General features: G+C 59.2%; 20 protein-coding genes. 12 read left to right on the forward strand and 8 right to left on the reverse strand.

Translation table 11 applies throughout. The annotated features are described in order from the left end of the window. Positions 1-160 precede the first annotated feature (160 nt). A complete protein-coding gene (locus CLU80_RS30120; protein WP_175559630.1) occupies positions 161-469 on the forward strand; it encodes a hypothetical protein in 309 nt (102 codons plus the stop codon). Positions 470-530: 61 nt separating this feature from the next. Here CLU80_RS30120 and CLU80_RS04235 read toward each other — a convergent pair whose 3' ends face one another. After that, positions 531-1,757: a molybdopterin molybdotransferase MoeA gene (locus CLU80_RS04235; RefSeq protein WP_093435103.1), complete on the reverse strand. Its 1,227-nt coding sequence runs from the start codon at positions 1,755-1,757 to the stop codon at positions 531-533. Further along, positions 1,741-2,280, reverse strand: coding sequence for a molybdenum cofactor biosynthesis protein B (gene moaB, locus CLU80_RS04240; RefSeq protein ID WP_099756838.1), 540 nt, complete (start codon positions 2,278-2,280; stop codon positions 1,741-1,743). Before moaB ends, CLU80_RS04235 begins: the two co-directional genes overlap by 17 nt. Before the next feature lie 81 nt (positions 2,281-2,361). On the opposite strand from moaB, the gene mobA reads away from it, so the two are divergent. Continuing rightward, positions 2,362-2,964, forward strand: coding sequence for a molybdenum cofactor guanylyltransferase MobA (gene mobA, locus CLU80_RS04245; RefSeq protein WP_093435107.1), 603 nt, complete (start codon positions 2,362-2,364; stop codon positions 2,962-2,964). A 78-nt stretch (positions 2,965-3,042) separates the two neighbouring features. Continuing rightward, positions 3,043-3,264 (forward strand): YgdI/YgdR family lipoprotein, encoded by a 222-nt coding sequence (locus CLU80_RS04250; RefSeq protein ID WP_007908660.1) that lies wholly within the window; start codon positions 3,043-3,045, stop codon positions 3,262-3,264. Between the two features lie 79 nt (positions 3,265-3,343). On the opposite strand, the gene CLU80_RS04255 is transcribed toward CLU80_RS04250, so the two are convergent. The 3 genes from CLU80_RS04255 to CLU80_RS04265 all read right to left on the reverse strand — a co-directional run bounded on the left by CLU80_RS04255 (position 3,344) and on the right by CLU80_RS04265 (position 4,971). After that, on the reverse strand, positions 3,344-4,234 hold the full coding sequence (locus CLU80_RS04255; RefSeq protein WP_099756839.1) for a pseudouridine synthase: 891 nt from the start codon (positions 4,232-4,234) through the stop codon (positions 3,344-3,346). Between the two features lie 70 nt (positions 4,235-4,304). Then, positions 4,305-4,622 carry a transcriptional regulator gene (locus tag CLU80_RS04260; RefSeq protein ID WP_093435111.1) on the reverse strand — a complete coding sequence of 106 codons (318 nt, stop codon included), beginning with the start codon at positions 4,620-4,622 and terminating at the stop codon, positions 4,305-4,307. 112 nt (positions 4,623-4,734) lie between these two features. Then, a complete protein-coding gene (locus CLU80_RS04265) occupies positions 4,735-4,971 on the reverse strand; it encodes a glutaredoxin family protein (RefSeq protein WP_099756840.1) in 237 nt (78 codons plus the stop codon). Between the two features lie 207 nt (positions 4,972-5,178). On the opposite strand from CLU80_RS04265, the gene CLU80_RS04270 reads away from it, so the two are divergent. Beyond that, positions 5,179-6,891, forward strand: coding sequence for a cation:proton antiporter (locus tag CLU80_RS04270; RefSeq protein ID WP_095048441.1), 1,713 nt, complete (start codon positions 5,179-5,181; stop codon positions 6,889-6,891). Here CLU80_RS04270 and CLU80_RS04275 read toward each other — a convergent pair. Then, positions 6,888-8,096 carry an ammonium transporter gene (locus tag CLU80_RS04275; RefSeq protein ID WP_095048442.1) on the reverse strand — a complete coding sequence of 403 codons (1,209 nt, stop codon included), beginning with the start codon at positions 8,094-8,096 and terminating at the stop codon, positions 6,888-6,890. The two genes, CLU80_RS04270 and CLU80_RS04275, sit on opposite strands and share 4 nt — an antisense overlap. Before the next feature lie 305 nt (positions 8,097-8,401). On the opposite strand from CLU80_RS04275, the gene CLU80_RS04280 reads away from it, so the two are divergent. The 8 genes from CLU80_RS04280 (at position 8,402) to CLU80_RS04315 (ending at position 19,772) form a co-directional block, all read left to right on the forward strand. After that, positions 8,402-8,716, forward strand: coding sequence for an ElaB/YgaM/YqjD family protein (locus tag CLU80_RS04280; RefSeq protein ID WP_007908653.1), 315 nt, complete (start codon positions 8,402-8,404; stop codon positions 8,714-8,716). A 2-nt stretch (positions 8,717-8,718) separates the two neighbouring features. Next, positions 8,719-9,105 carry a phage holin family protein gene (locus CLU80_RS04285; protein WP_093435120.1) on the forward strand — a complete coding sequence of 129 codons (387 nt, stop codon included), beginning with the start codon at positions 8,719-8,721 and terminating at the stop codon, positions 9,103-9,105. Then, positions 9,102-9,440, forward strand: a complete 339-nt coding sequence (locus CLU80_RS04290; RefSeq protein WP_093435122.1) for a hypothetical protein — start codon at positions 9,102-9,104, stop codon at positions 9,438-9,440. The genes CLU80_RS04285 and CLU80_RS04290 overlap by 4 nt, the downstream gene beginning before the upstream one ends. Positions 9,441-9,563: 123 nt before the next feature. After that, positions 9,564-10,727 (forward strand): EAL domain-containing protein, encoded by a 1,164-nt coding sequence (locus CLU80_RS04295; protein WP_099756841.1) that lies wholly within the window; start codon positions 9,564-9,566, stop codon positions 10,725-10,727. 76 nt (positions 10,728-10,803) lie between these two features. Then, positions 10,804-12,132 (forward strand): deoxyguanosinetriphosphate triphosphohydrolase, encoded by a 1,329-nt coding sequence (locus CLU80_RS04300; RefSeq protein ID WP_093435126.1) that lies wholly within the window; start codon positions 10,804-10,806, stop codon positions 12,130-12,132. A gap of 367 nt (positions 12,133-12,499) precedes the next feature. Next, on the forward strand, positions 12,500-13,126 hold the full coding sequence (locus CLU80_RS04305) for a response regulator transcription factor (protein WP_007908640.1): 627 nt from the start codon (positions 12,500-12,502) through the stop codon (positions 13,124-13,126). 8 nt (positions 13,127-13,134) lie between these two features. Then, positions 13,135-16,779: a transporter substrate-binding domain-containing protein gene (locus CLU80_RS04310; RefSeq protein WP_099756842.1), complete on the forward strand. Its 3,645-nt coding sequence runs from the start codon at positions 13,135-13,137 to the stop codon at positions 16,777-16,779. A 47-nt stretch (positions 16,780-16,826) separates the two neighbouring features. Further along, on the forward strand, positions 16,827-19,772 hold the full coding sequence (locus CLU80_RS04315; RefSeq protein WP_099756843.1) for an HD domain-containing phosphohydrolase: 2,946 nt from the start codon (positions 16,827-16,829) through the stop codon (positions 19,770-19,772). Here CLU80_RS04315 and msrC read toward each other — a convergent pair whose 3' ends face one another. Next, positions 19,773-20,255: a free L-methionine (R)-S-oxide reductase MsrC gene (msrC, locus tag CLU80_RS04320; protein ID WP_093435133.1), complete on the reverse strand. Its 483-nt coding sequence runs from the start codon at positions 20,253-20,255 to the stop codon at positions 19,773-19,775. Then, the gene (locus CLU80_RS04325; RefSeq protein WP_093435135.1) at positions 20,252-21,142 is read right to left on the reverse strand and encodes an ATP-binding protein; all 891 of its coding nucleotides are present in this window, start codon (positions 21,140-21,142) and stop codon (positions 20,252-20,254) included. Before CLU80_RS04325 ends, msrC begins: the two co-directional genes overlap by 4 nt. Between the last annotated feature and the right edge of the window lie 130 nt (positions 21,143-21,272).

A 21,272-nucleotide genomic window follows, 5' to 3' on the forward strand; every position in this document is an offset into this window, starting at 1 on the left:
CCGGTTCGAGCATTGCGTCACCGTGTGTTGGCGGTATCGATTTTCAATCCAACACACAAGGACGTGCATGTAATGAGTGGATACACCCTATGGGCTCTTGCCGGTTCGAGAGCTGGAAAAGGTTGCAAGCAAACAGTTGAAACAATCGGTGGATGCTTCCATGCCTGGTCATGAAGCGAGAATACCCATGAGCCCGGTTGGACCGATTGTCGAAAGTCGCGCGAATCACAAGTCCGATTTCAAAAACAGCGCCAGAACCACTGGAGAAGTTGATATGGAACCCCGTGTTACCGAGCTGGAAACCCATCTCAAATACCTTCGACGGGACATGGACGAAATTCGCGGTGATGTCCGAACGATCAAACACCGGCTTGCGTACTCGGCGGGTGCAACAGCGGTAGTGCTGGGTTTGCTGGGCTGGGTGGCCAATAGCCGATTCGATCAGCTTGTGACATTGATCAGCAATTAATTGAATCAGTCATTGCAGGCGCCGCCTGAGTCAGCCGACGCCTGCATTTACGAGATAGCGATCAGTCGAGCAAGTCACTCAGCGGGATGAAGACCACTTCGTCTCCGATGCTCAGCGTGCGACCTTCCAGCACTTCGACCAATCCATCTGCCCACGCGGCGCTACGCAGTACACCTGAGCTCTGGTTGCGGTAGACAGTCGCCCGTCCTTGCTCAAGGCGGCCTCGCAGGTACTCACGCCGATTGCCTGCCACCGGCCAGTCAAACCCCGCTGGCACGGTGAACTTCAGCGGCTCGACGACCCGAACGCCCTGACGGCGTAACAGATAAGGCCGAGTGAGCAGCGCAAAGGTCACCAGTGTCGACGCAGGGTTGCCTGGCAAGCCAATGACCGGCACGTTGCGGAAATGGCCAAAAGTTAGCGGTTTTCCGGGTTTGATCGCCAGCTTCCAAAGGGCAAGCTCGCCCTCTTCACGCAATGCGACACCCAAAAAATCCGCCTCACCCACCGACACGCCACCGGTGGAAAGAATCAGGTCAACATCCTGCAACTCCCCCAGACGGGTGCGGGTAGTGGCCAAATCATCCGGAAGAATACCGGCATCGATCACTTCACAACCCAGTCGTTGCAGCCAACTGCACAGCAACACTCGATTGCTGTTGTATATCTGTCCCGGCCCCAGGGCCTGGCCCGGCTCGACCAATTCATCGCCAGTGGAAATCACCGCAACACGAACCTTGCGCACGACCTTCAATCCGGCGCAGCCCAACGATGCGGCTAATCCCTGCTCTATCGGACCCAGCCGAGTTCCGGCGGGCAGGATCAGTTCACCGACTGTGGTTTCCTGACCTTGCGGGCGAATGTTCTGCCCGGCCTTCATCGGTTCAAGGAAACGCACCCGTTCATCGGTTTGAACCTCAGCGTTTTCCTGCATTTCCACGCAATCAGCGCCCGCGGGCACCGGCGCCCCGGTGAAGATCCGTGCACAGGTGCCCGGCTTCAGCGGTTCGGGGGATTGCCCGGCAAACACCTTCTGACTGACCGGCATCGGTTCGCCCGTCCAGTCGGTCAGATTCAGCGCATAACCGTCCATGGCACTGTTTGGCCAGGGTGGCAGATCCAGCGTCGAAATCAGGTCTTCGCTCAGCACACGCCCCTGAACCTGAGCCAGCGGCAAATCCTCATGCTCGACAATCGGCGACGCGTCGGCCATGTCGAGCAGGCGCTCCAGCGCCAGCTCGACCGGCATCAGTGCTCCGGTCTTGCCCGGCTTACCCACGGGATTCACAAGGCGCTGCCTGCTTCAAATGAGTCACGAAGTTGCACGGGCGATGACGCGCGTCCAACTGCTCGCCCAGGATGCCATCCCAACCGGTGCGTACGGCATTGGTCGAACCTGGCAGACAGCACACCAGCGTGCCGTTGGCCAGACCGGCCAGCGCACGGGACTGAACTGTCGAAGTGCCGATATCGGCTACCGAAATCTGCCGGAACAACTCACCAAACCCGTCGACCTGTTTATCCAGCAGGCAGGCAACCGCTTCCGGCGTGCTGTCGCGACCGGTAAATCCGGTACCGCCGGTGATCAGCACGACCTGCACGACATCGTCGGCAATCCAGGTGGCGACTTGCGCGCGAATTTTGTAGAGGTCATCTTTAAGCAAAACCCGCTCCGCCAAACGGTGGCCCGCCGCCGTCAAGCGATCGACGAAGACCTGGCCTGAGGTGTCGGTTTCCAGAGTTCGGGTGTCACTGACTGTCAGCACCGCAATATTGAGCGGCACGAAAGTTACATCAGCCTTGGCTTTCATAGGCTCGTCCAGTTGTAGGAGAAACAGCCCGGTGTTATATCACAGCGCCCTATTTTTTCGCCGCCCCTCTGGAGAGCTGCCATGACCCGCGATTCGCAATTGCCCCCCTGCTCCATTCTGCTCCTGGCAGGCGGGCGCGGCCAACGCATGGGCGGTCAGGACAAAGGCCTGGTCGAGTGGCTGGGCGAACCGTTGATTGCACATTTGCAGCGTAAGGTACGCGGGCTGACTGACGACCTGATCATCTCATGCAACCGCAACCGCGAGCGTTACGCACCGTTTGCCGATCAATTGGTGGTCGATGACGAGGGCGATTTTCCGGGGCCATTGGCGGGTATTCGTGCCGGTCTGAAAGCGGCGCGCCATAGCCACCTGCTGGTTTTGCCGTGCGACGTTCCGCGAATTGACGCCGCGCTGCTGCAAAGCATGCGCGAGACTGCCAATCAGCATCCTGAAAAACCTTTAATGTTGCGCCATGACGAGCATTGGGAACCCTTGCTGTGTGTGATTCCGGTGGCTCTTCTAACGGCCTTCGAAGATGCCTGGAATGCCGGTGAACGCAGCCCCGGCCGGGTCATGCGCGGTCTCGGCGCCACTGCCCTGGAGTGCCCGGACAACGACCCCCGGCTGGCCAACCTGAACACCCCCGAACTGTTAAATTCCCACAACACTGTGTCAGACTGACACCATTCAAGGAACTCTCACGCCTTGTATACGTCTCAAGCTCAGTAACCAAAAGAATTCCCATTCGGAGACACACCCATGACTCAACGGACCCTCGCCACTTTCATGCTCGCACTGGGCCTTGCCACCCTCGCCGGTTGCTCGTCGCCTACAGTGATCACCTTGAATGATGGTCGCGAAATCCAGGCCGTCGACACCCCGAAATACGATGACGATTCGGGCTTCTACGAGTTCAAACAGCTGGACGGCAAAGAAACCCGCATCAACAAGGATCAGGTTCGTACCGTTAAAGAGCTGTAAGCTCTGGATCGACACCGGATACAAAAAAGCCCGCATTGATTGCGGGCTTTTTCATGGGCGCTCGAAAAGTGAGGCGGTGTCACCACTGCAGCGTGATCCGGCTCTCGAATTCGCGCTCCTCACCGGTCACCGGGTCGACAAACCGAAGCCCCTGCGCCAGCAGCTTCAGCGGATTGGCGTAATCGTCCTCGACGTCTTTCAACACCTGCGGATAGAACGGATCGTTGCAGATGCTCGCCCCCAGCGCAGTCATGTGGACGCGCAGTTGATGTTTCTTGCCAGTCACCGGAAACAAACCATAGCGCCACAGATCGCCATGCTTTTCCCGAACCTCCACCGCCGTTTCGGTATTACTGGCACCCACGCCTTCCTGCATGCGGAAAAACGGTTCGCCATCGACCAGACGGCTTTTGTGCACCAAGGGGAAATTCAGATCGGGCAGTGCCGGAGCGATGGCCTCATAACGCTTGTCGATCTGCCGCGTGGGGAACAGCGACTGATAAGCCGATCGGGTTTGCGGATTAGCCGAGAAAATCACCAGTCCCGCCGTATGCCGGTCGATGCGGTGCAGCGGCACCAAGTGAGGATTGTCCAGGCGATGAATCAGCCTGCGCAACAGGGTTTGCTCAACGTATTCGCCGGCGGGCGTCACCGGCAGAAAATGCGGTTTGTCAGCCACCACCAGATGTTCGTCTGCATACAGAATCGACTCGACTACCGGGATCGGCTTCTCGTCCGGCACTTCGCGAAAATAATGAATCCGCAAACCTTCCTTGTAAGGCAAGTCCACCGGGATCGGCTGGCCATGGCCGTCCAGCACGCGCCCCCGAGCGATGCGGTCCAGCCATTGCTCACGGTCAATGGCGCTGAAATGCTCGCATAGACAATCGAGTACGGTCAGCCATTTACCGGGCGGCAGATAAAGTGTGCTCGCCTGATTCTGAGCAGCGGAAAATGTAGATGTGGACATACGAAAATCGGACCCTCAATGCAGGGCGGCATTATCCAGCACTGAGGGAAACGAACCTAGCGCAGAATGTTCAGGCCGGAATTGTTTTCAGCGCTGCGGCGTCAGTGAATTCCTTGAGCCAGCGCAATACATCAACTGCCTCCCAGCGCCCCGGATCGTACAAGGCGTAGAGCAGCCCCTGATAACCGACCACATCCAGTTGCTTGTGGTAACCGGCACGCTGAAACAAGGCCTCGATTTCGGCAAAGCAAGTGTTGAAATGCAGCTTGTTGAACGGCGTCTTGCCTTCCGTGACCAGCCCGTCCAGGCGCAATTCGAGAACGGCCTCGCGCACCACGTCAACCGACATCCGGTTCACGCTGTTTTTCAACTGTTCGACATTGACCACGGTTCATCCCTCTGACGCATTTACTGTATGAACATACAGTAACCGATGAAACCGCAAAATGCCAAGGAATGCATGGCAGTAGCGACCGGCGGGATAAACCAGAAAATGCGGATTAACCCAGAAACGCGACGACCTCATCAGCGCTGAATGGCCAGTCCAGCTCAGCCCCGGTGTCGACACGACGCAGTACCGGAATTCGCAGGCTGTAAGCCGCATACCAAGCCTCATCCTCAGCAATATCGACCAGTTCAACCAACAAACCATGCTCGACAAGAGGCATCAACTCGGCCTCGGCGACTTCACACAAATGGCATCCAAGGGTGCCGAACAGCTGACATTCAGGAGGCATGATTGCTCAACCAAAAAATGAGTGGGCCTATTCTAGGCCGCACCTGAAAACCCGTCGAGCCAGCGCCGCCCAAAGGCTCCAGCCCCTCAACAAAGGGTCACAGGCAAAACCCTGACGCAAATCAGTCCACAGAAAAAACATTTGCGCGATCCTCCCGGTCTTTTTGCCTCTACGCTTGAAAAGCCTGATCTGCCATCGGAGTGTCCAGTGTTTGCCAATCTGTTGATCATCCTCGCCTCGTCCCTCGTGGTCATTGCCCTGTTCCGTCGCCTGCGGTTGCCACCGGTTCTGGGTTACCTGTGCGTCGGACTGCTGGTCGGGCCGAGTGCCTTCGACTGGGTCAACGAAAGCGAACACTTGCCTGACGTAGCCGAGTTGGGCGTGGTGTTTCTGTTGTTTTCACTGGGCCTGGAGTTCTCCCTGTCGAAGATGATCGCCCTGCGCCAGGTGGTGTTTCGTCTCGGCAGCCAGCAGGTGCTGATCAGCACCGCGCTGCTCGGTTTGCTGCTGATGCTGTTGGGCATGCCGATGACGCCGGCGCTGTTGCTCGGTGCCGGGCTTTCGCTGTCCTCAACGGCGATTGTGACCAAAGAGTTGGGCAGCCTCGGCGAGGTGTTCAGCAGTCATGGCCAGAATGCTGTCGGCGTTTTGCTGTTTCAGGACGTTATCGCGGTATTGCTGCTGACGTTGGTGCCGGTGTTTGCCGGCAGCAGCGAGCAAGTCTGGTACTGGGCGTTGCCTTTGACCCTGGCAAAAACCGTGGTGCTGTTTGTCGGTCTGCTGCTGGCCAGTCGCTGGTTACTGCCGAGGCTGTTTCATGAAGTGGCCGCGTCACGCTCGGCAGAACTGTTTGTGCTGTTGGCGCTGGTGATTGTGCTGTTGACCGCCTGGCTGACGCACCTGCTGGGGCTGTCCCCTGCCCTTGGTGCATTTCTGGCCGGCATGTTGCTCGGTGAAAGCCACTACCGACACCAGATCGAGGCGGATATCCGGCCGTTCCGCGACATTCTGCTCGGGGTGTTTTTCGTCAGCATCGGCATGCTCATCGACCTGCAACTGTTCGTCAGTCACAGCCTGCTGATCCTCGGGCTCACCGTCGGTTTGATGGTGATCAAGGGTATCGTCGTGGCCTTGCTGGTGAAGTGGCGCGGCAGTGACAGCGAAACAGCATGGCGCAGCGGTCTGGCGCTGGCCCAGGGGGGCGAGTTCTGCTTCGCCCTAATGGCACAGATGCAGCAACACAGCATGATGCCCGAAGCACTGAGCGACCTGCTGCTCGCAGCGACGTTCTGCTCGATGTTGTTGACGCCCCTGTTGCTGCGCGCAGCGCCACGCATCGCAGCAGTGCTGCATCGCAAACCCAATCAGGAGGCGCAGATCGAAGAGATCAGCGCACTCAATGCCGACCTCAACCAGCATGTGGTGATTTGCGGCTACGGCCGCGTCGGCCAATCCATCGGTCGTTTCATGCGCAACGCCAAGCAGCCTTTTATTGCGCTGGACAATGACCCGGTGCGGGTACAGGAAGCCGCCAGTGGAGAAAGCGACGTGCATTACGGCGACTCGTCGCGCGGCGATCTGCTGACCGCCGTGGGCCTGCTACGCGCCAGACTGTTGGTGGTTGCTGTGGATCAGAGCGACATTGCCCTGCGTATCCTCAAGGAAGCACGTCGGCTCAACGCCCACGTACCGATACTGGTGCGTACCCGCGACGACAGCCAGTGGGCCGAACTGAAAGCCGCCGGCGCCACCGAAGTGGTGCCGGAACTGTTGGAATCGAGCCTGATGCTCGCCTCTCACGCCTTGATCATGCTCGGCTTGCCGGCGCATCAGGTGCAGGAAAAAGTCGATCAGGTGCGCATCGACCGGTATCGCCTGCTCCACGGTTTTTATCCCGGTAGCGACGATGCCGAGACTTAATCCTGACTTACCGCGCCGATCTTGTGCAGCGACAGGTCGGCGCCGTAATACTCTTGTTCCTGACTCAGGCGCAGCCCGTGCAGCGCCTTGATCACGCCGTACACAGCGAAGCCACCGATCAGCGCCACCGCAACACCCAGCGCGGTGCCGATCAACTGGCTGATCAAGCTGACGCCGCCAATACCGCCGAGCGCAGTCTGGCCGAAAATCCCGCAGGCAATCCCGCCCCACACGCCGCACAACCCGTGCAATGGCCACACACCCAAGACATCGTCGATGCGCCATTTCACCTGGGCGGCGGTAAAGCACCAGACAAACAGTGCACCGGCGATCGCGCCAGTCACCAGCGCGCCGACCGGATGCATCAGATCCGACCCGGCACAGATCGCCACCAGACCGGCCAATGGACCGTTATGCAGGAAGCCCGGGTCATTACGTCCGACGAGCAGCGCCGCCATGGTGCCGCCGACCATCGCCATCAACGAATTGACCGCCACCAGGCCACTGACGCCTTGCAGCGTCTGCGCACTCATCACGTTGAAGCCGAACCAGCCGACAATCAGAATCCACGAACCCAAGGCCAGAAAGGGAATGCTCGACGGTGCGAACGCCACCAGACGACCGTCGCGATAACGGCCATTACGCGGCCCCAGCAGCAATACCGCCGCCAGCGCCAGCCAACCGCCCATGGCGTGCACCACCACGGAACCAGCAAAGTCATGAAAAGCGGCACCAAACTGCGCCGTCAGCCACGCTTGCAAACCGTAGTTGCCGTTCCAGATCATGCCCTCGAAAAAGGGGTAGATGAACGCGACAATCAAGGCCGTGGCGCACAACTGCGGCACGAAACGCGCGCGCTCGGCAATGCCGCCGGAAATAATCGCCGGGATCGCTGCGGCAAAGGTCAGCAGGAAGAAAAACTTCACCAGTCCATAACCGTGATCGGCACTCAGCACCGCCGCCGGCTGCATAAAGGTCACGCCATAGGAAATCCAATAGCCTATAAAGAAATAGGCCAGGGTCGAGACGGCGAAATCACTGAGAATTTTCGACAGTGCATTGACCTGGTTTTTCTGGCGCACCGTGCCGACTTCCAGAAAGGCGAAACCGGCATGCATCGCCAGCACCATCACCGCACCGATCAGAATGAACAAGGTATTGGAACTGTGAACCAGGGTGTCCACAGCGCTTTGCAGATTTTCCATAAGCAGGCAGACCTAAAGGCGAAAAAGGCACCAAAGCGGTTCATGCGCACATTTCATGCACCAAGTTGCGACCACGCAGTCACAGATCCGAAGGTCCGACGAACCGCTTTGGCGCACGAGATCGATGTCCTGACACGAACCGGGCTTGTTTGGGATAAGGTTTCTCGAGGCGCACGCCCGGCAACAGCGCACAACCGCCGGGGAACGCACCACGACACAGCAAAAGTTGTACCAGTCATTTGTACTGAACCTTCGCGCAAGGCTCATACTCGAACGCTTCAGACGTCACTTACGGAGATCCACCCATGGCCAGCATCAAGGCAAAGACCGCTCAAGAAATCCTGATGAACGACTTCCAGACTTTGGTCGCCGACACCGAGCGCTTGCTCGAGCACACCGCCACCCTGGCCGGCGATCAGGCCGATGAGCTGCGCGAGCAGATTCACGACAGCCTGCTGCGCGCCCGCGAAACCTTGAAACTGACCGAAGAAACCTTGCGTGATCGCGGTCAGGCGGCGGTCACTGCCACCGAAGATTACGTCTCGGCCAACCCTTGGCAGTCCGTCGGTATTGCCGCCGGTGTCGGCTTCCTGATCGGCCTGTTGGCTACCCGGCGCTGATTATGTCGATCGGTGAATCCGGCCCGGCTGCGGGCACCGCCTCTTCCACGCGACGCCTGGGCGCCGCCGTTCTCGGTCTGCTGCACAGCCATGTCGAATTGTTCGGCATTGAATTGCAGGAGCAGAAATCACGTACCGTCAGCCTGTTACTGTTCGCAGGCCTGGCGTTGGTCTTTGCCCTGTTATTACTGGTGGGCTTATCGACACTGGTGATGATTGTGTTCTGGGACACTTATCGCCTTGCTGCGATCATTGGCCTGTGCGTGTTCTATACCCTGGCCTCGATCTTCTGCGCGCTGCGCCTCAAGGCTGCGATCTTCGATGAGTCCTCGCCTTTCCACGGCACGCTCGAAGAGCTGGCCAACGACCGGGAGCGCCTGCTGCCATGAGCCTGCCTGAACTGCCACACAACAGCTCGCGTCGGGAAATGCGCAAGGCGTTGATCCGCCTGCGCATGGAAATGCATCGTCAGGAAATCCGCCATGAAGCCGGGCAAGTGTTGCAGCCTCTGCAGCGCATGCGCGGCATGTCGCAAAACCTGCAAGGTGGTTTCGGCATCAAACACGCGCCTTTGTGGGGCGTGGCCGCCGTTACGCTATTGGGATTCATCACTGGCAAAGGCGCGAAAAGCGGCGGTGTCGGTGGCCTGACCCGCTTGATCCGGCTCGGCACCAGCCTCGGGCCGCTGATCAAACTGGTGATGCAGAGCTCGGCGAAACGCTGAACGGATACATCTGGCTACATTCTTGCACTGTCGGCGGGATGAACCTCTTTATCCGGAGGTTCAATCCCGCGCGCCTACCCGGTCGGCGGGGTTCACCAGAACAAGAACCATTAAGGAGGCCCCGTGATCGACGGGCAACCGCTCGCCTGCTTTCAGCCTTTCATCGATACCGCCACCGGACGCATTGCCGGCGTCGAAGCGCTGGGGCGCCTGCGCCAGGCCGACGGTCAACTGAACTCGGTTGGGCCTCTATTCGCCGACCCGCGCACGCCCGCCATTGCCCTGCGCCGTCTCGACCGGCAGATCCGCGATAACGCCTTGAGCCGCTTGCATGAAGCGCCGGCAGACTGGTTTCTCAGCCTGAACATGTCGCCACGCTGGATCAGTCGCCTGCGCGCCGATCAGGCCTTGCCCAGTCTCAAGCAATTGGCACGCTACGACATCGATCCGCAACGCATCGTCTTCGAGATCACCGAACTGGGTGGCAATGGTCAACGTCTGGCCGAAGTCGTCGCGCGCTATCGCGAGGCGGGAGCAAGAATCGCCATCGACGACTTTGGCGCCGGCTACTCGCAACTGGATCGGGTGCTGGCGCTGCAACCGGACATTCTCAAACTCGATATGCGCCTGTTCCAGGCCGCGGCACTGGGCGGGCCGAGCAGCGACGTGGTCAAGGCCCTCGCGCAGATGGCCGAGAAGACCGGCTGCTGGATCATCGCCGAAGGCGTCGAGACCGAAGCGCAGTTGAATTTCGCCCTAGAATGCGGATCGCGCTATGTGCAGGGATTCCTCTTCGCACGGGCACAGGAGGCGTTTTTCCCCAGTGACGCGTTCGTCCAACGCTTCGCCGAGCTGCGCCAGCGCTATGTCCGGCAGAAACTCGTGGAGCGCGGGCGGCTGATGCAAATGCGCCAGCAACTCGCTGAACTGATGTCGATCCTGCAAGCCTGGGCTCAGGCTCATGCCCCTTTGAGCGCTTTGCCACAACTGGACGCCTTCCCCTGGCTGCTGCGGTTTTATCAATGCGATCGCCACGGCACGCAACTGACGCCCAATCTGGAATGGCGGCAGCATGGCTGGGTCGCCGACAATCGCTATCTGGGGCACAACTGGTCGTGGCGCCCGTACTTCTATCATTTGCTCGCCGAAGGTTGGGAGGAGCGGCGCTTGACGCTCTCCAATACCTACCGCGATGCCACCAGCAATCAGTACTGCCTGACAGCCGGGCAGTTTTTCGACAACGGTGAACGTTTGCTGCTGATCGACATTGACGCCGCCGGACTGTAGTTCCGCTTGCAGGGGCGGACGTGAACCGGGAAGCTAGGGGCCAACGCCCCCAGTCACCTGACGGAGAGAATCAGCCTTGGATTGGCACACCCTGCTCAACCGCGAACGCCTCGGCAAGCCGCTGCACAGCCCGCAAGAACTTGGCCGCAGCCCTTTCCACAAAGACCATGACCGCATCATCTTCTCCGGCGCCTTCCGCCGTCTCGGGCGCAAGACCCAGGTCCACCCGGTCACCAGCAACGATCATATTCACACGCGCCTGACCCACTCGCTGGAAGTCAGTTGCGTCGGCCGTTCGCTGGGCATGCGGGTGGGGGAAACCCTGCGCAATGCCTTGCCCGAATGGTGCGACCCGGCCGATCTCGGCATGGTGGTGCAATCGGCGTGTCTGGCCCACGACATTGGCAATCCGCCGTTTGGTCATTCCGGTGAAGACGCCATCCGCCACTGGTTCCAGCAGGCCGCCGGACGCGGCTGGCTCGACGGCATGAGCGAAGCCGAACGCGCCGACTTCCTCAATTTCGAAGGCAATGCCCAGGGTTTCCGGGTCCTGACTCAGCTGGAGTATCACCAGTTCGACGGCGGCACCCGACTGACCTACGCCACCCTCGGCACTTACCTGAAGTACCCGTGGACCGCGCGCCACGCCGACTCCCTGGGCTACAAAAAACACAAATTCGGCTGCTATCAGAGCGAGTTGCCGCTGCTTGAGCAGATCGCCCACAAACTGGGCCTGCCGCAAATCGAAGACCAGCGCTGGGCGCGTCATCCGCTGGTGTACCTGATGGAAGCCGCCGACGACATCTGCTACGCGCTGATTGATCTCGAAGACGGTCTCGAAATGGAGCTGCTGGAGTACGCCGAAGTCGAATCGCTGCTGCTCGGGCTGGTGGGTGATGATCTGCCGGAAACCTATCGCCAGCTCGGCCCGCAGGATTCGCGCCGACGCAAACTGGCGATCCTGCGTGGCAAGGCCATCGAGCATTTGACCAACGCCGCCGCACGGGCCTTTGTCGAGCAACAGGACGCCCTCCTCGCCGGCACGCTGCACGGCGATCTGGTCGAGCACATGCACGGCCCGGCCAAGCGTTGCGTGCTGAATGCCAAGGACATCGCCCGCAAGAAAATCTTTCAGGACAAACGCAAAACCCTGCATGAAATCGGCGCCTATACCACGCTCGAGATTCTGCTCAACTCGTTCTGCGGCGCGGCGCTGGAACAACACAACGGTCGTACACCGTCATTCAAAAGCCGGCGCATTCTCGATCTGCTGGGCAGTAACGCACCGGATCCGCAGGGATCGTTACACACGTCGTTTCTGCGCATGATCGATTTCATCGCCGGCATGACCGACAGCTACGCCAGCGACATGGCGCTGGAAATGACCGGGCGCTCCAGTCACTGACCCGCTCGCCTACGGGCGGCCATAACGATGGCCGCCCGTATCCACACAGCCTGTGATTATCGACCCACAAGTGTCGACTGGCGTCTGATATGGCTGAAATAGCGGCAATTATTGCGCCGACGAATCAGCAACTTTAAACATCTTTAAAAAGCCATTTACGGCCAGTACTTGCAAATCATTCAAGTCAAACTATAAGCCCGTTCAAATCCAGCACTTCCTTACGTCAAACCTAGTTTGGTTGTAGTCCGTTTCTTCATTAATTGTAGGATTAATCCGATATCGTGACTGAAGCCATGTCACTTCATGCGAGTGCTCATTCAACTGAGCTAAGGTGCGCGCTTTATTCGTGCTTGCATGGGATTTGATTATGAACTCCGTTTTTATTGTCGACGATCACCCGGTCATCCGTCTCGCCGTTCGAATGCTACTGGAGCATGAAGGTTACAAGGTCGTCGGTGAAACCGATAACGGAGTCGATGCCATGCAAATGGTGCGCGAGTGCATGCCCGATCTGGTCATTCTCGATGTGAGCATCCCCAAGCTGGATGGCCTCGAAGTACTGGCTCGCTTCAATGCCATGGGTTCCCCGTTAAAGATCCTGATCCTGACGGCACAGTGTCCGACGCTGTTCGGCATTCGCTGCATGCAATCCGGCGCATCGGGTTATGTCTGTAAACAGGAAGATTTGAGTGAACTGGTCAGTGCGATCAAAGCGGTACTGTCCGGTTACAACTATTTCCCCAGCCAGGCATTGAATCCGGTGCGCAGCGACGACATCCGTTTTGCCGAACTTGAATTATTCAAATCCGTTAATGATCGCGAGTTGATGGTCTTGCAACTTTTCGCCCAGGGTCGCACTAACAAGGAAATAGCCAAGGGCATGTTTCTGAGTAATAAAACCGTCAGCACCTACAAAAAACGTCTGATGCAAAAACTCAAGGCCAAATCCCTTGTAGAACTTATCGAGATGGCCAAACGAAACGCACTCGTGTGAGAGCCCGCATGCCTAGCCGTTTAAAGGACTATTTAATTGCGTTGAGCGCAGGTTTTTACCTGAGCGCCAATGTGTTCGCCATGCCCGGCACGTCACCTGACTACGCCTTGCTCAGCCGGTCGGCGGACGAGCCAGTTCCGGTCACGCTCGAACACTCCCAACGGCAGTGGCTGCTGACACGTAACGAACTGGTCGTGGGCACCTCCGCGCCCGACTACCCGCCTTTTGACATGACGACCAGCGGCAAGGATTACGAAGGTCTGACGGCCGATTACGCCGGGCTCCTCGGCCAGGCCACCGGTCTACCGATCCGGGTGCAGCGCTTTCCCTCTCGGGACGCGGCGATTAGCGCACTGGTCGATGGCCGGATCGACCTGCTCGGTACCGCGAACGGCTTCGAAGCGGGCAATGCCAACCTGGCGCTGTCGATACCCTACGCCGTTGACATGCCGGTGCTGGTTACCCGCGAGGACGAAACCCGCTCACTCACCGAAGGCCTGGCCGGGCTGCGATTGAGCATGGTCTATCACTATCTGCCGTTGCCCGAAGTCAAAGCGCTGTACCCCAAAGCGCTCATCACCTGCTACCCCTCCTACCAGAATGCAATCAACGCCGTGGCGTTCGATCAGGCCGATGTGTTTCTCGGCGACACGCTTTCAACTCACTACATGATCAACAAGGGTTATCTGAACAACGTGCGCATGGCCAATTTCGGCAAGCAGGAAGCCCAGGGATTCAGCTTCGCCGTGCGCCGCAACAACCCACAACTGCTGGCGATCATCGATGCAGTACTAAAAGCTGTGCCGGCCAGTGAGCGTGACAATATTGCCAAGCGCTGGAGCGCTGGCAGCGATCTGCTGCTCACCGACCGGAAACTGCAACTGACACAGCGCGAAGAAGCGTGGCTCAAACAACATCCGGTGGTCAGTGTGGTGGTCAATGAAGCGTTCGCGCCGCTGACATTCTTTGACAACGACGGTAATTTTCGCGGCATCAGTGCCGACCTGCTCGAGCTGATCCGCCTGCGCACCGGCCTGCGTTTCGAGATCCGTCGCAGCCGCAACGACGCGGAAATGATCCAGCAGATCGACCGTCATCAAGCCGATCTGATCGCCGCATTACTGCCGACGGCGGAGCGCGAGAAAACCCTCAATTTCAGTCGTCCCTATCTGGAAAACTCCTACGTTCTGCTGACCCGCAAAAGCGCGGATGGTCCGACCAATCTGGGCAAGCTCAAAGGCAAGCGACTGGCGATTGCCCAAGGCAATCCGATGGTCGAGTACCTGCGTCGGGAATATCCGCGCATCCAGTTGATCGAAACGGCAGATACGTTCAGCGCGGTGTCCCAGCTCGCCGAAGGCCATGTCGACGGTGCGGTGAACTCGCTGGTGATTGCCAACTACTTCATTTCTTCACGAATCTTCAATCAGGCGCTGCAGATCACCACCACGATCGGCACGGGCCAGGCGGCGTTTTCACTGGCGACCGCGCGGGACAACACGGAACTGACGTCGATCATCAACAAGGCGTTGTTGAGCATCGCCCCCGACGAACTGGGGGTGATCAATGGACGCTGGCGCGGTTACTCGACTGTCTCGCAGAACATCTGGCACAACTACCAACGCCTGTTCTATCAAGTGATCATCGGCGCTTTCCTGTTACTGCTGTTGCTGCTGGTCTGGAACGCTTACATGCGCCACCAGATCAAAAAACGCCAGGCTGCCGAACGAGCGCTGAACGACCAGTTCGAATTCATGCGTTCGCTGGTCGACGGCACACCGCATCCAATTTACGTGCGCGACCGCCAGGGCCGGTTGCAAAGTTGCAATGAGAGCTATCTCGAAGCATTCAATGCCCGCCGCGAGGATGTCATCGGCAAAAACGTCATCGATGGCTCCCTGAGCAATGCCTTCGAGGCCCAGGCCTTTCAGGCCGATTACCAGCGTGTCATCGCCGAAGGCACGCCGATGGTCGTCGACCGGCCCCTGCACATCGGCAACCGGCGTCTGACGATCTATCACTGGATACTGCCGTACCGCGACTCCAGCGGTGAGGTGAAAGGCATCATTGGCGGCTGGATCGACATCAGCGAGCGCCGCCAGCTGTTCGACGAGTTGCGTACGGCCAAAGAACGGGCGGATGAGGCCAACCGGGCGAAAAGCACCTTTCTGGCGACCATGAGCCACGAGATCCGCACGCCGATGAACGCGGTGATCGGCATGCTCGAACTGACGCTCAAACGCATGGATCCGCAGCATCCGGATCGCTCATCCATCGACACCGCGTACCACTCGGCCAAGGACTTGCTGGGTTTGATCGGCGACATTCTGGACATCGCACGGATCGAATCCGGGCGTCTGAGTCTTTGCCCGGAACGGGTCAATCTGGTCGATACGGTGACGTCAGTCGCCAGGATCTTCGACGGTCTCGCCCGGCAGAAAAACCTCTCCCTGCAAGTCATCTTCAACCCACCGGATCTGGCCGTCGATGTGCATCTGGACCCACTGCGTTTCAAGCAGGTGCTGTCGAATCTGGTCAGCAATGCGATCAAATTCACTGAGCAGGGGCATGTGCGGATCACCCTCGACCTCATGAACACCGATGTACCTGCCCGCGCCCTGATGCAGCTGACCGTACAGGACAGCGGCGTCGGTATCAGTGCCGAGGATCAGCAGCGCTTGTTCGAACCGTTCGCCCAAGCGGAAAACAGCAGCCAGCAAGGCAGAGGTGGTGCCGGCCTGGGGCTGGTGATCAGCCGGAACCTGTGCGAAATGATGGGCGGGCAATTGCAATTGAGCAGCCAGCCTGGCATCGGCACCCAGGTCTGCGTCTCGCTGGCACTGGAAACGCTGCCGATACAGCTGAGCACGGTCAAAAGTGAATCCCCAATCAAGGCATCGCAGACCCCCTTACGCGTGTTGGTGGTGGACGACCATCCCGCCAATCGCCTGCTGATGTGTCAACAACTGGAGTTTCTCGGCCATCACTTCAGCATTGCCGAGAACGGTTGCAGCGGCCTGGAACTGTGGAAAACCGGCCACTTCGATCTGGTGATTGTCGACTGCAACATGCCGTTGATGAATGGCTATGAACTGACCCGCGCCATTCGACAGCAGGAACTGCAGGCGCGCTGTCCGCCATGCACCGTGCTGGGTTTCACGGCCAATGCGCAGCCCGAAGAAATCCAGCGCTGCAAGCAGGCCGGCATGAACGACTGCCTGTTCAAACCCCTGAGCCTGAGCCTGCTCAGCCAGTGGGTCGATGGCATCACACCGACATCAGCGCCGCCGGCTTTCAACCTGCAAAACCTGAACATGCTGACCGGTGGCAATCCGGCCCAGGCTCGCCGTCTGCTGGCGGAATTGCTCAAAAGCAGCCGTATCGACCGAGAGGAACTGCTCGCACTGTCGCCGGAACAGGATCGCGGGGCGCTGGCGGTGGTCGCTCACAAAATCAAGGGTGCGGCACGTATCGCGCAGGCATCGCGCGTGATCGAGTGTTGCGATGCCCTTGAGCAGGCCTGCGCCGAGGCCATGGCGACAGACGAAGTCGCTCGCCGTTGCGAGGCGAGCAACCGCGCCATGCTCGAACTGGAGCAGGCACTACAGCAACAATTGGCGGTGTCGGATCGAAGCACAATGAGCTTGCCTTAACTATGCTTGGCGCTGAGCAGTGAGTTAACCATCATGGAGAGTCCGAAATGCCCAGCCCACTGCGCCCGGAGCAACGCCGGTTTCCGCTGCATGTGCACATCAGCGTCATGTTCACATTCCTGTTGCTGCTCACCGGGGTCGTACTGGGCCTGTTCAATTATCACCAGACCACGCAGATCATCCTGTCGAGCAGCGAAAAGCTGTTCGACAGGATCGAACAAGACGTACGTCTGGACATGTCCGCCACCTATCAGCCGATTCGGCACCTGCTGAGTTTGCTGGCGGATGACCCCGCCACTCAGGCCGCGCGCCTTGAACAACGCTTGCCCTTGCTCCGACCGTTTAGCCAGTCGCTCAGCGACAATCCCAATCTGGCGTCGCTATATCTGGGTTATGCCAATGGCGATTTTTTCATGGTGCGTCCGCTGCGCAGCGCCGCCATCAAGACATTGCTCAAGGCCCCTGAAGCGGCGGCGTATCAGGTCTGGAGTATCGAACATGACCCGCAGGGCGCGATGCACTCGCAATCGCTGTTTTTTGACCAGACATTGTCGCTGATCAGCCGTCAGGACAACCCCGACGACAGCTACGATCCGCGTAGCCGCGCGTGGTTCAACCATGCTCGCCAGCAAAACGAACAAATCACCACCGAGCCCTACGTGTTTTTCTCCACGCGCAATGTCGGCACGACGCTGGCCCGACGCAGCGGCGAGAACGCCGTCATCGGTGCTGACCTGACGCTGGTCGCCCTGTCGGCGGCGCTGAGCAAACATGTCGTCACACCCTCCACCGAAATTGCCCTGTTCGATGCCGACGGCAACGCTGTGGCCTATCCCGACAGCGAACGCCTGATCGTCGACAGTAGCGGCGCGCATCTGGCCAAAGCGGCGGATCTGAGTCCGGGCTTGCATGCGCTGTTGTCCGGCGCAGCCACAGGCAATCGCCTGGAAGCCGATGGTCGCCAGTGGATCGTCGCCCGCAGCAACATTCAGGAGGGCGGTCCGAAAGGTTTGCAGTTGGCGCTGCTGGTGCCCGAGGACGAGTTATTGATCGATGCCTACCGCCTGCGCTGGCAAGGCGCGCTGATCACCCTCGCGACCCTGCTGCTGTGCCTGCCGCTGGGCTGGGTGATTTCGCGAATTCTGGTCAAGCCGTTGCATGCACTGGTCAAGGAAGCCGACGCGATTCGCAGTTTCGATTTCAACTTTCCTCTGGCCCGCCGCTCGCCGGTGCTTGAAGTCGACCAGTTGAGCGTGTCGATGGCGCGGATGAAAGACACTCTGGCGAGTTTCTTCCGGATTACCGACACCCTCGGCGCCGAAACCCGCTTCGCCCCGCTGCTGCAACGGGTGCTGTTTGAAACGGTGCAGATTGCGCAGGCGCAGGCAGGGCTGATCTATCTGCGTGAAAGCGACAGCAGCCGCATGGAGCCATACGGGCTGGTGATCGATGGTACGTCTCAGGCGTTGGAAGCATTCGACATTCAGGGCCACGACCTGCAGCAGAACAAAGGGCCGGCGTGGTTTGAACAATTGGTCGGCGCCAATAACGTGGTGAGCAACTTCGGCGTCGATCAGGCCGGCGACTTGCAGAAGGTCCTGCTGGCAATGCAATCGCCCCGCATCCATCTGATCGGCATCCGCCTGCACAACCGCCACGACGAAACCATCGGCCTGCTGATTCTGCTGGTGAGCGACAGCGGCACGGCAGCCGATCTGGAAAAACTGCGCCCTGATCGCATCGCGTTCCTCCAGGCTGTCTCCGGCGCGGCGGCGGTCAGCATCGAGAGCCAACGCCTGCAAGCCCGCCAAAAGCAATTGCTCGACGCCTTCATTCAACTGCTCGCTGGCGCCATCGACGCCAAGAGTCCGTACACCGGCGGCCATTGTCAGCGCGTGCCAGAGCTGACGTTGATGCTCGCTCAGGCGGCAGCGGCAAGCGAGGCGCCGGCGTTCAGTGCCTACCAACCGAGCGAGGATGAATGGGAAGCCTTGCACATTGCCGCGTGGCTGCACGACTGCGGCAAGGTGACGACGCCGGAATACGTGGTCGACAAGGCCACCAAACTGGAAACCATCAACGACCGTATTCATGAAATTCGCACGCGTTTCGAAGTGCTCAAGCGTGATGCCTGGATCAGCTATTGGCAGGCGTGCGCTCTGGGCGGCGATGAGACTGCACTGGCCGAATTGCGCGATGCCACGCTGACGGCGCTGGACGACGATTTTACGTTTGTCGCGCGCTGCAATCTGGGCAGTGAAGCGATGGCAGAGGCGGATCTGCAGCGCCTTGACCATCTGGCGCAACGCACCTGGCTACGCACCCTTGATGACCGCTTGGGCGTGTCATGGGAAGAGAACCGGCGTCAGGCGCGCACGCCGGCACCGAATCTGCCGGTCAGTGAAAAGCTTTTGGCAGACAAGCCAGAGCACTTGCTTGAACGCGACCCGAACGAGTTGATCCCCGAAGACAATCCATGGGGCTTCAAACTGGATGTACCGCACTACAAATACAATCGCGGCGAGCTGTACAACCTGAGCATCAACCGTGGCACCCTGACCCGCGAAGAGCGCTACATGATCAATCACCACATGGTGCAGACGATCATGATGCTCAGCCACCTGCCCTTCCCCGGCCACCTCGACAGCATTGCCGAAATCGCCGGCGGTCATCATGAAAAAATGGACGGCACCGGTTACCCGAAACGCCTGAAGCGTGAGGACATGAGCCTGCCCGCGCGAATGATGGCGATTGCCGATATCTTTGAGGCGCTGACCGCAGCCGATCGCCCGTACAAAAAGGCCAAAACCCTGAGCGAGGCCTTGGCGATCATGGCCACCATGTGCCGTGAGGCGCACATCGATGCTCAGCTATTCGGATTGTTCATCAACGAAGGCGTTTACATGCAGTACGCCGTGCGCTTTCTCGATCCCGCACAGATCGATAACGTCGATCCGGCCAGCCTGTTGCACAAGGCTGGCCTCACCGCATGATCAGCAGTCGGTCAGACGCAGGAAAATCGCTGCCAGTTGCTCGATGCCAGCCTGATCTTGCGCGGTAAAACGCGCCAGCTTCGGGCTGTCGAGGTCGAGTACACCGATCAGGCGACCGTCCTTGACCAACGGCACGACCAGCTCGCTGTTCGAGGCGCTGTCGCAGGCGATATGCCCCGGGAACGCGTGTACGTCTTCAACGCGCTGGGTTTGCCGAGTGGCCGCCGCCGCGCCACACACACCACGGCCAAACGGGATGCGCACGCAGGCGATCTGCCCCTGGAACGGACCAAGCACCAGTTCTTCGTTGCGATTGAGGTAAAAGCCCGCCCAGTTCAGGTCATCGAGCTGGTTGAACAGAAACGCCGAAAACTGCGCGGCGTTGGCGATGAAATCGCGCTCGTCCGCCAGCAGCGATTCCAGTTGTGCGGCCAACATGCCATAGCCTTCGAGGCCCTGGCCGCTTTGTTGCAAATCAATCATGCCTTGTGCTCCAACAATTTCAGTCCCACCCAGTAACGGGCGAATTGGTACGCGCAACGTCCGTTGCGATTACCGCGGCCGGTGGCCCAACGCACGGCGAGGATGTCCAGTGCTTCGTCGCGCTGCCAGCTCAGGCCGGCCTTGGCGGCCAACTGGCCGATCCAGTGTTCGACGACGTTAAGGAAGTGTTCTTGGGTAAACGGATAGAACGACAGCCACAGACCGAAACGGTCCGACAGCGCGATCTTGTCTTCAACGGCTTCGCTGGGATGCAGTTCGCCGTCGACGCGTTTCCAGTTTTCGTTATCGCTCTCCTTTTCCGGCACCAGGTGGCGGCGGTTGGAGGTGGCGTACAGCAAGACATTGTCCGGGGCCTGCTCGAGCGAGCCGTCGAGGACGCTTTTGAGAACGCGATAATCGCCTTCACCGGATTCGAACGACAAGTCATCGCAAAACAGCACGAAGCGTTGTGGCAGCTTGCCGATCTGCTCGACCACCCGCGGCAGATCCGCCAGATGATCACGCTCGATCTCGATCAGGCGCAGGCCGGTGGCGGCGTGTTCCGCCAGCAAGGCCCGCACCAGCGACGACTTGCCGGTACCGCGCGAACCCCAGAGCAACGCATGGTTGGCCGGCATGCCATCGAGAAACTGCTGGGTGTTGCGCCCCAGCTGTTCGAGCTGACGGTCAACGCCGATCAGGTCGGACAAGCGCATGTCGAGGCTGACTTCCAGCGGCATCAGATAGCCGCTGCGCCCGTCGCGTTGCCAGCGCGCCGCCAGACAAGTGCCCCAGTCGATCACCGGCCGTGGTGCCGGCAACAACGGTTCGATACGCGCCAGAACCGACTCGGCGCGTTCAAGAAAAGCATTTAATCGGGAATCCACGTCTTCTCCTCGGGCACGTTCACAGTGATGATGGTGAATCCTGCGACGACACACAGATAAAAATCACCCTACCAAGCCTTGTTACAAGGCGATTCGGGAACCTCGGTATCCATACATGATCGACTATGCT

The organism is Pseudomonas sp. 29 (assembly GCF_002754355.1).
Taxonomy (GTDB): Bacteria; Pseudomonadota; Gammaproteobacteria; order Pseudomonadales; family Pseudomonadaceae; genus Aquipseudomonas; species Aquipseudomonas neuropathica.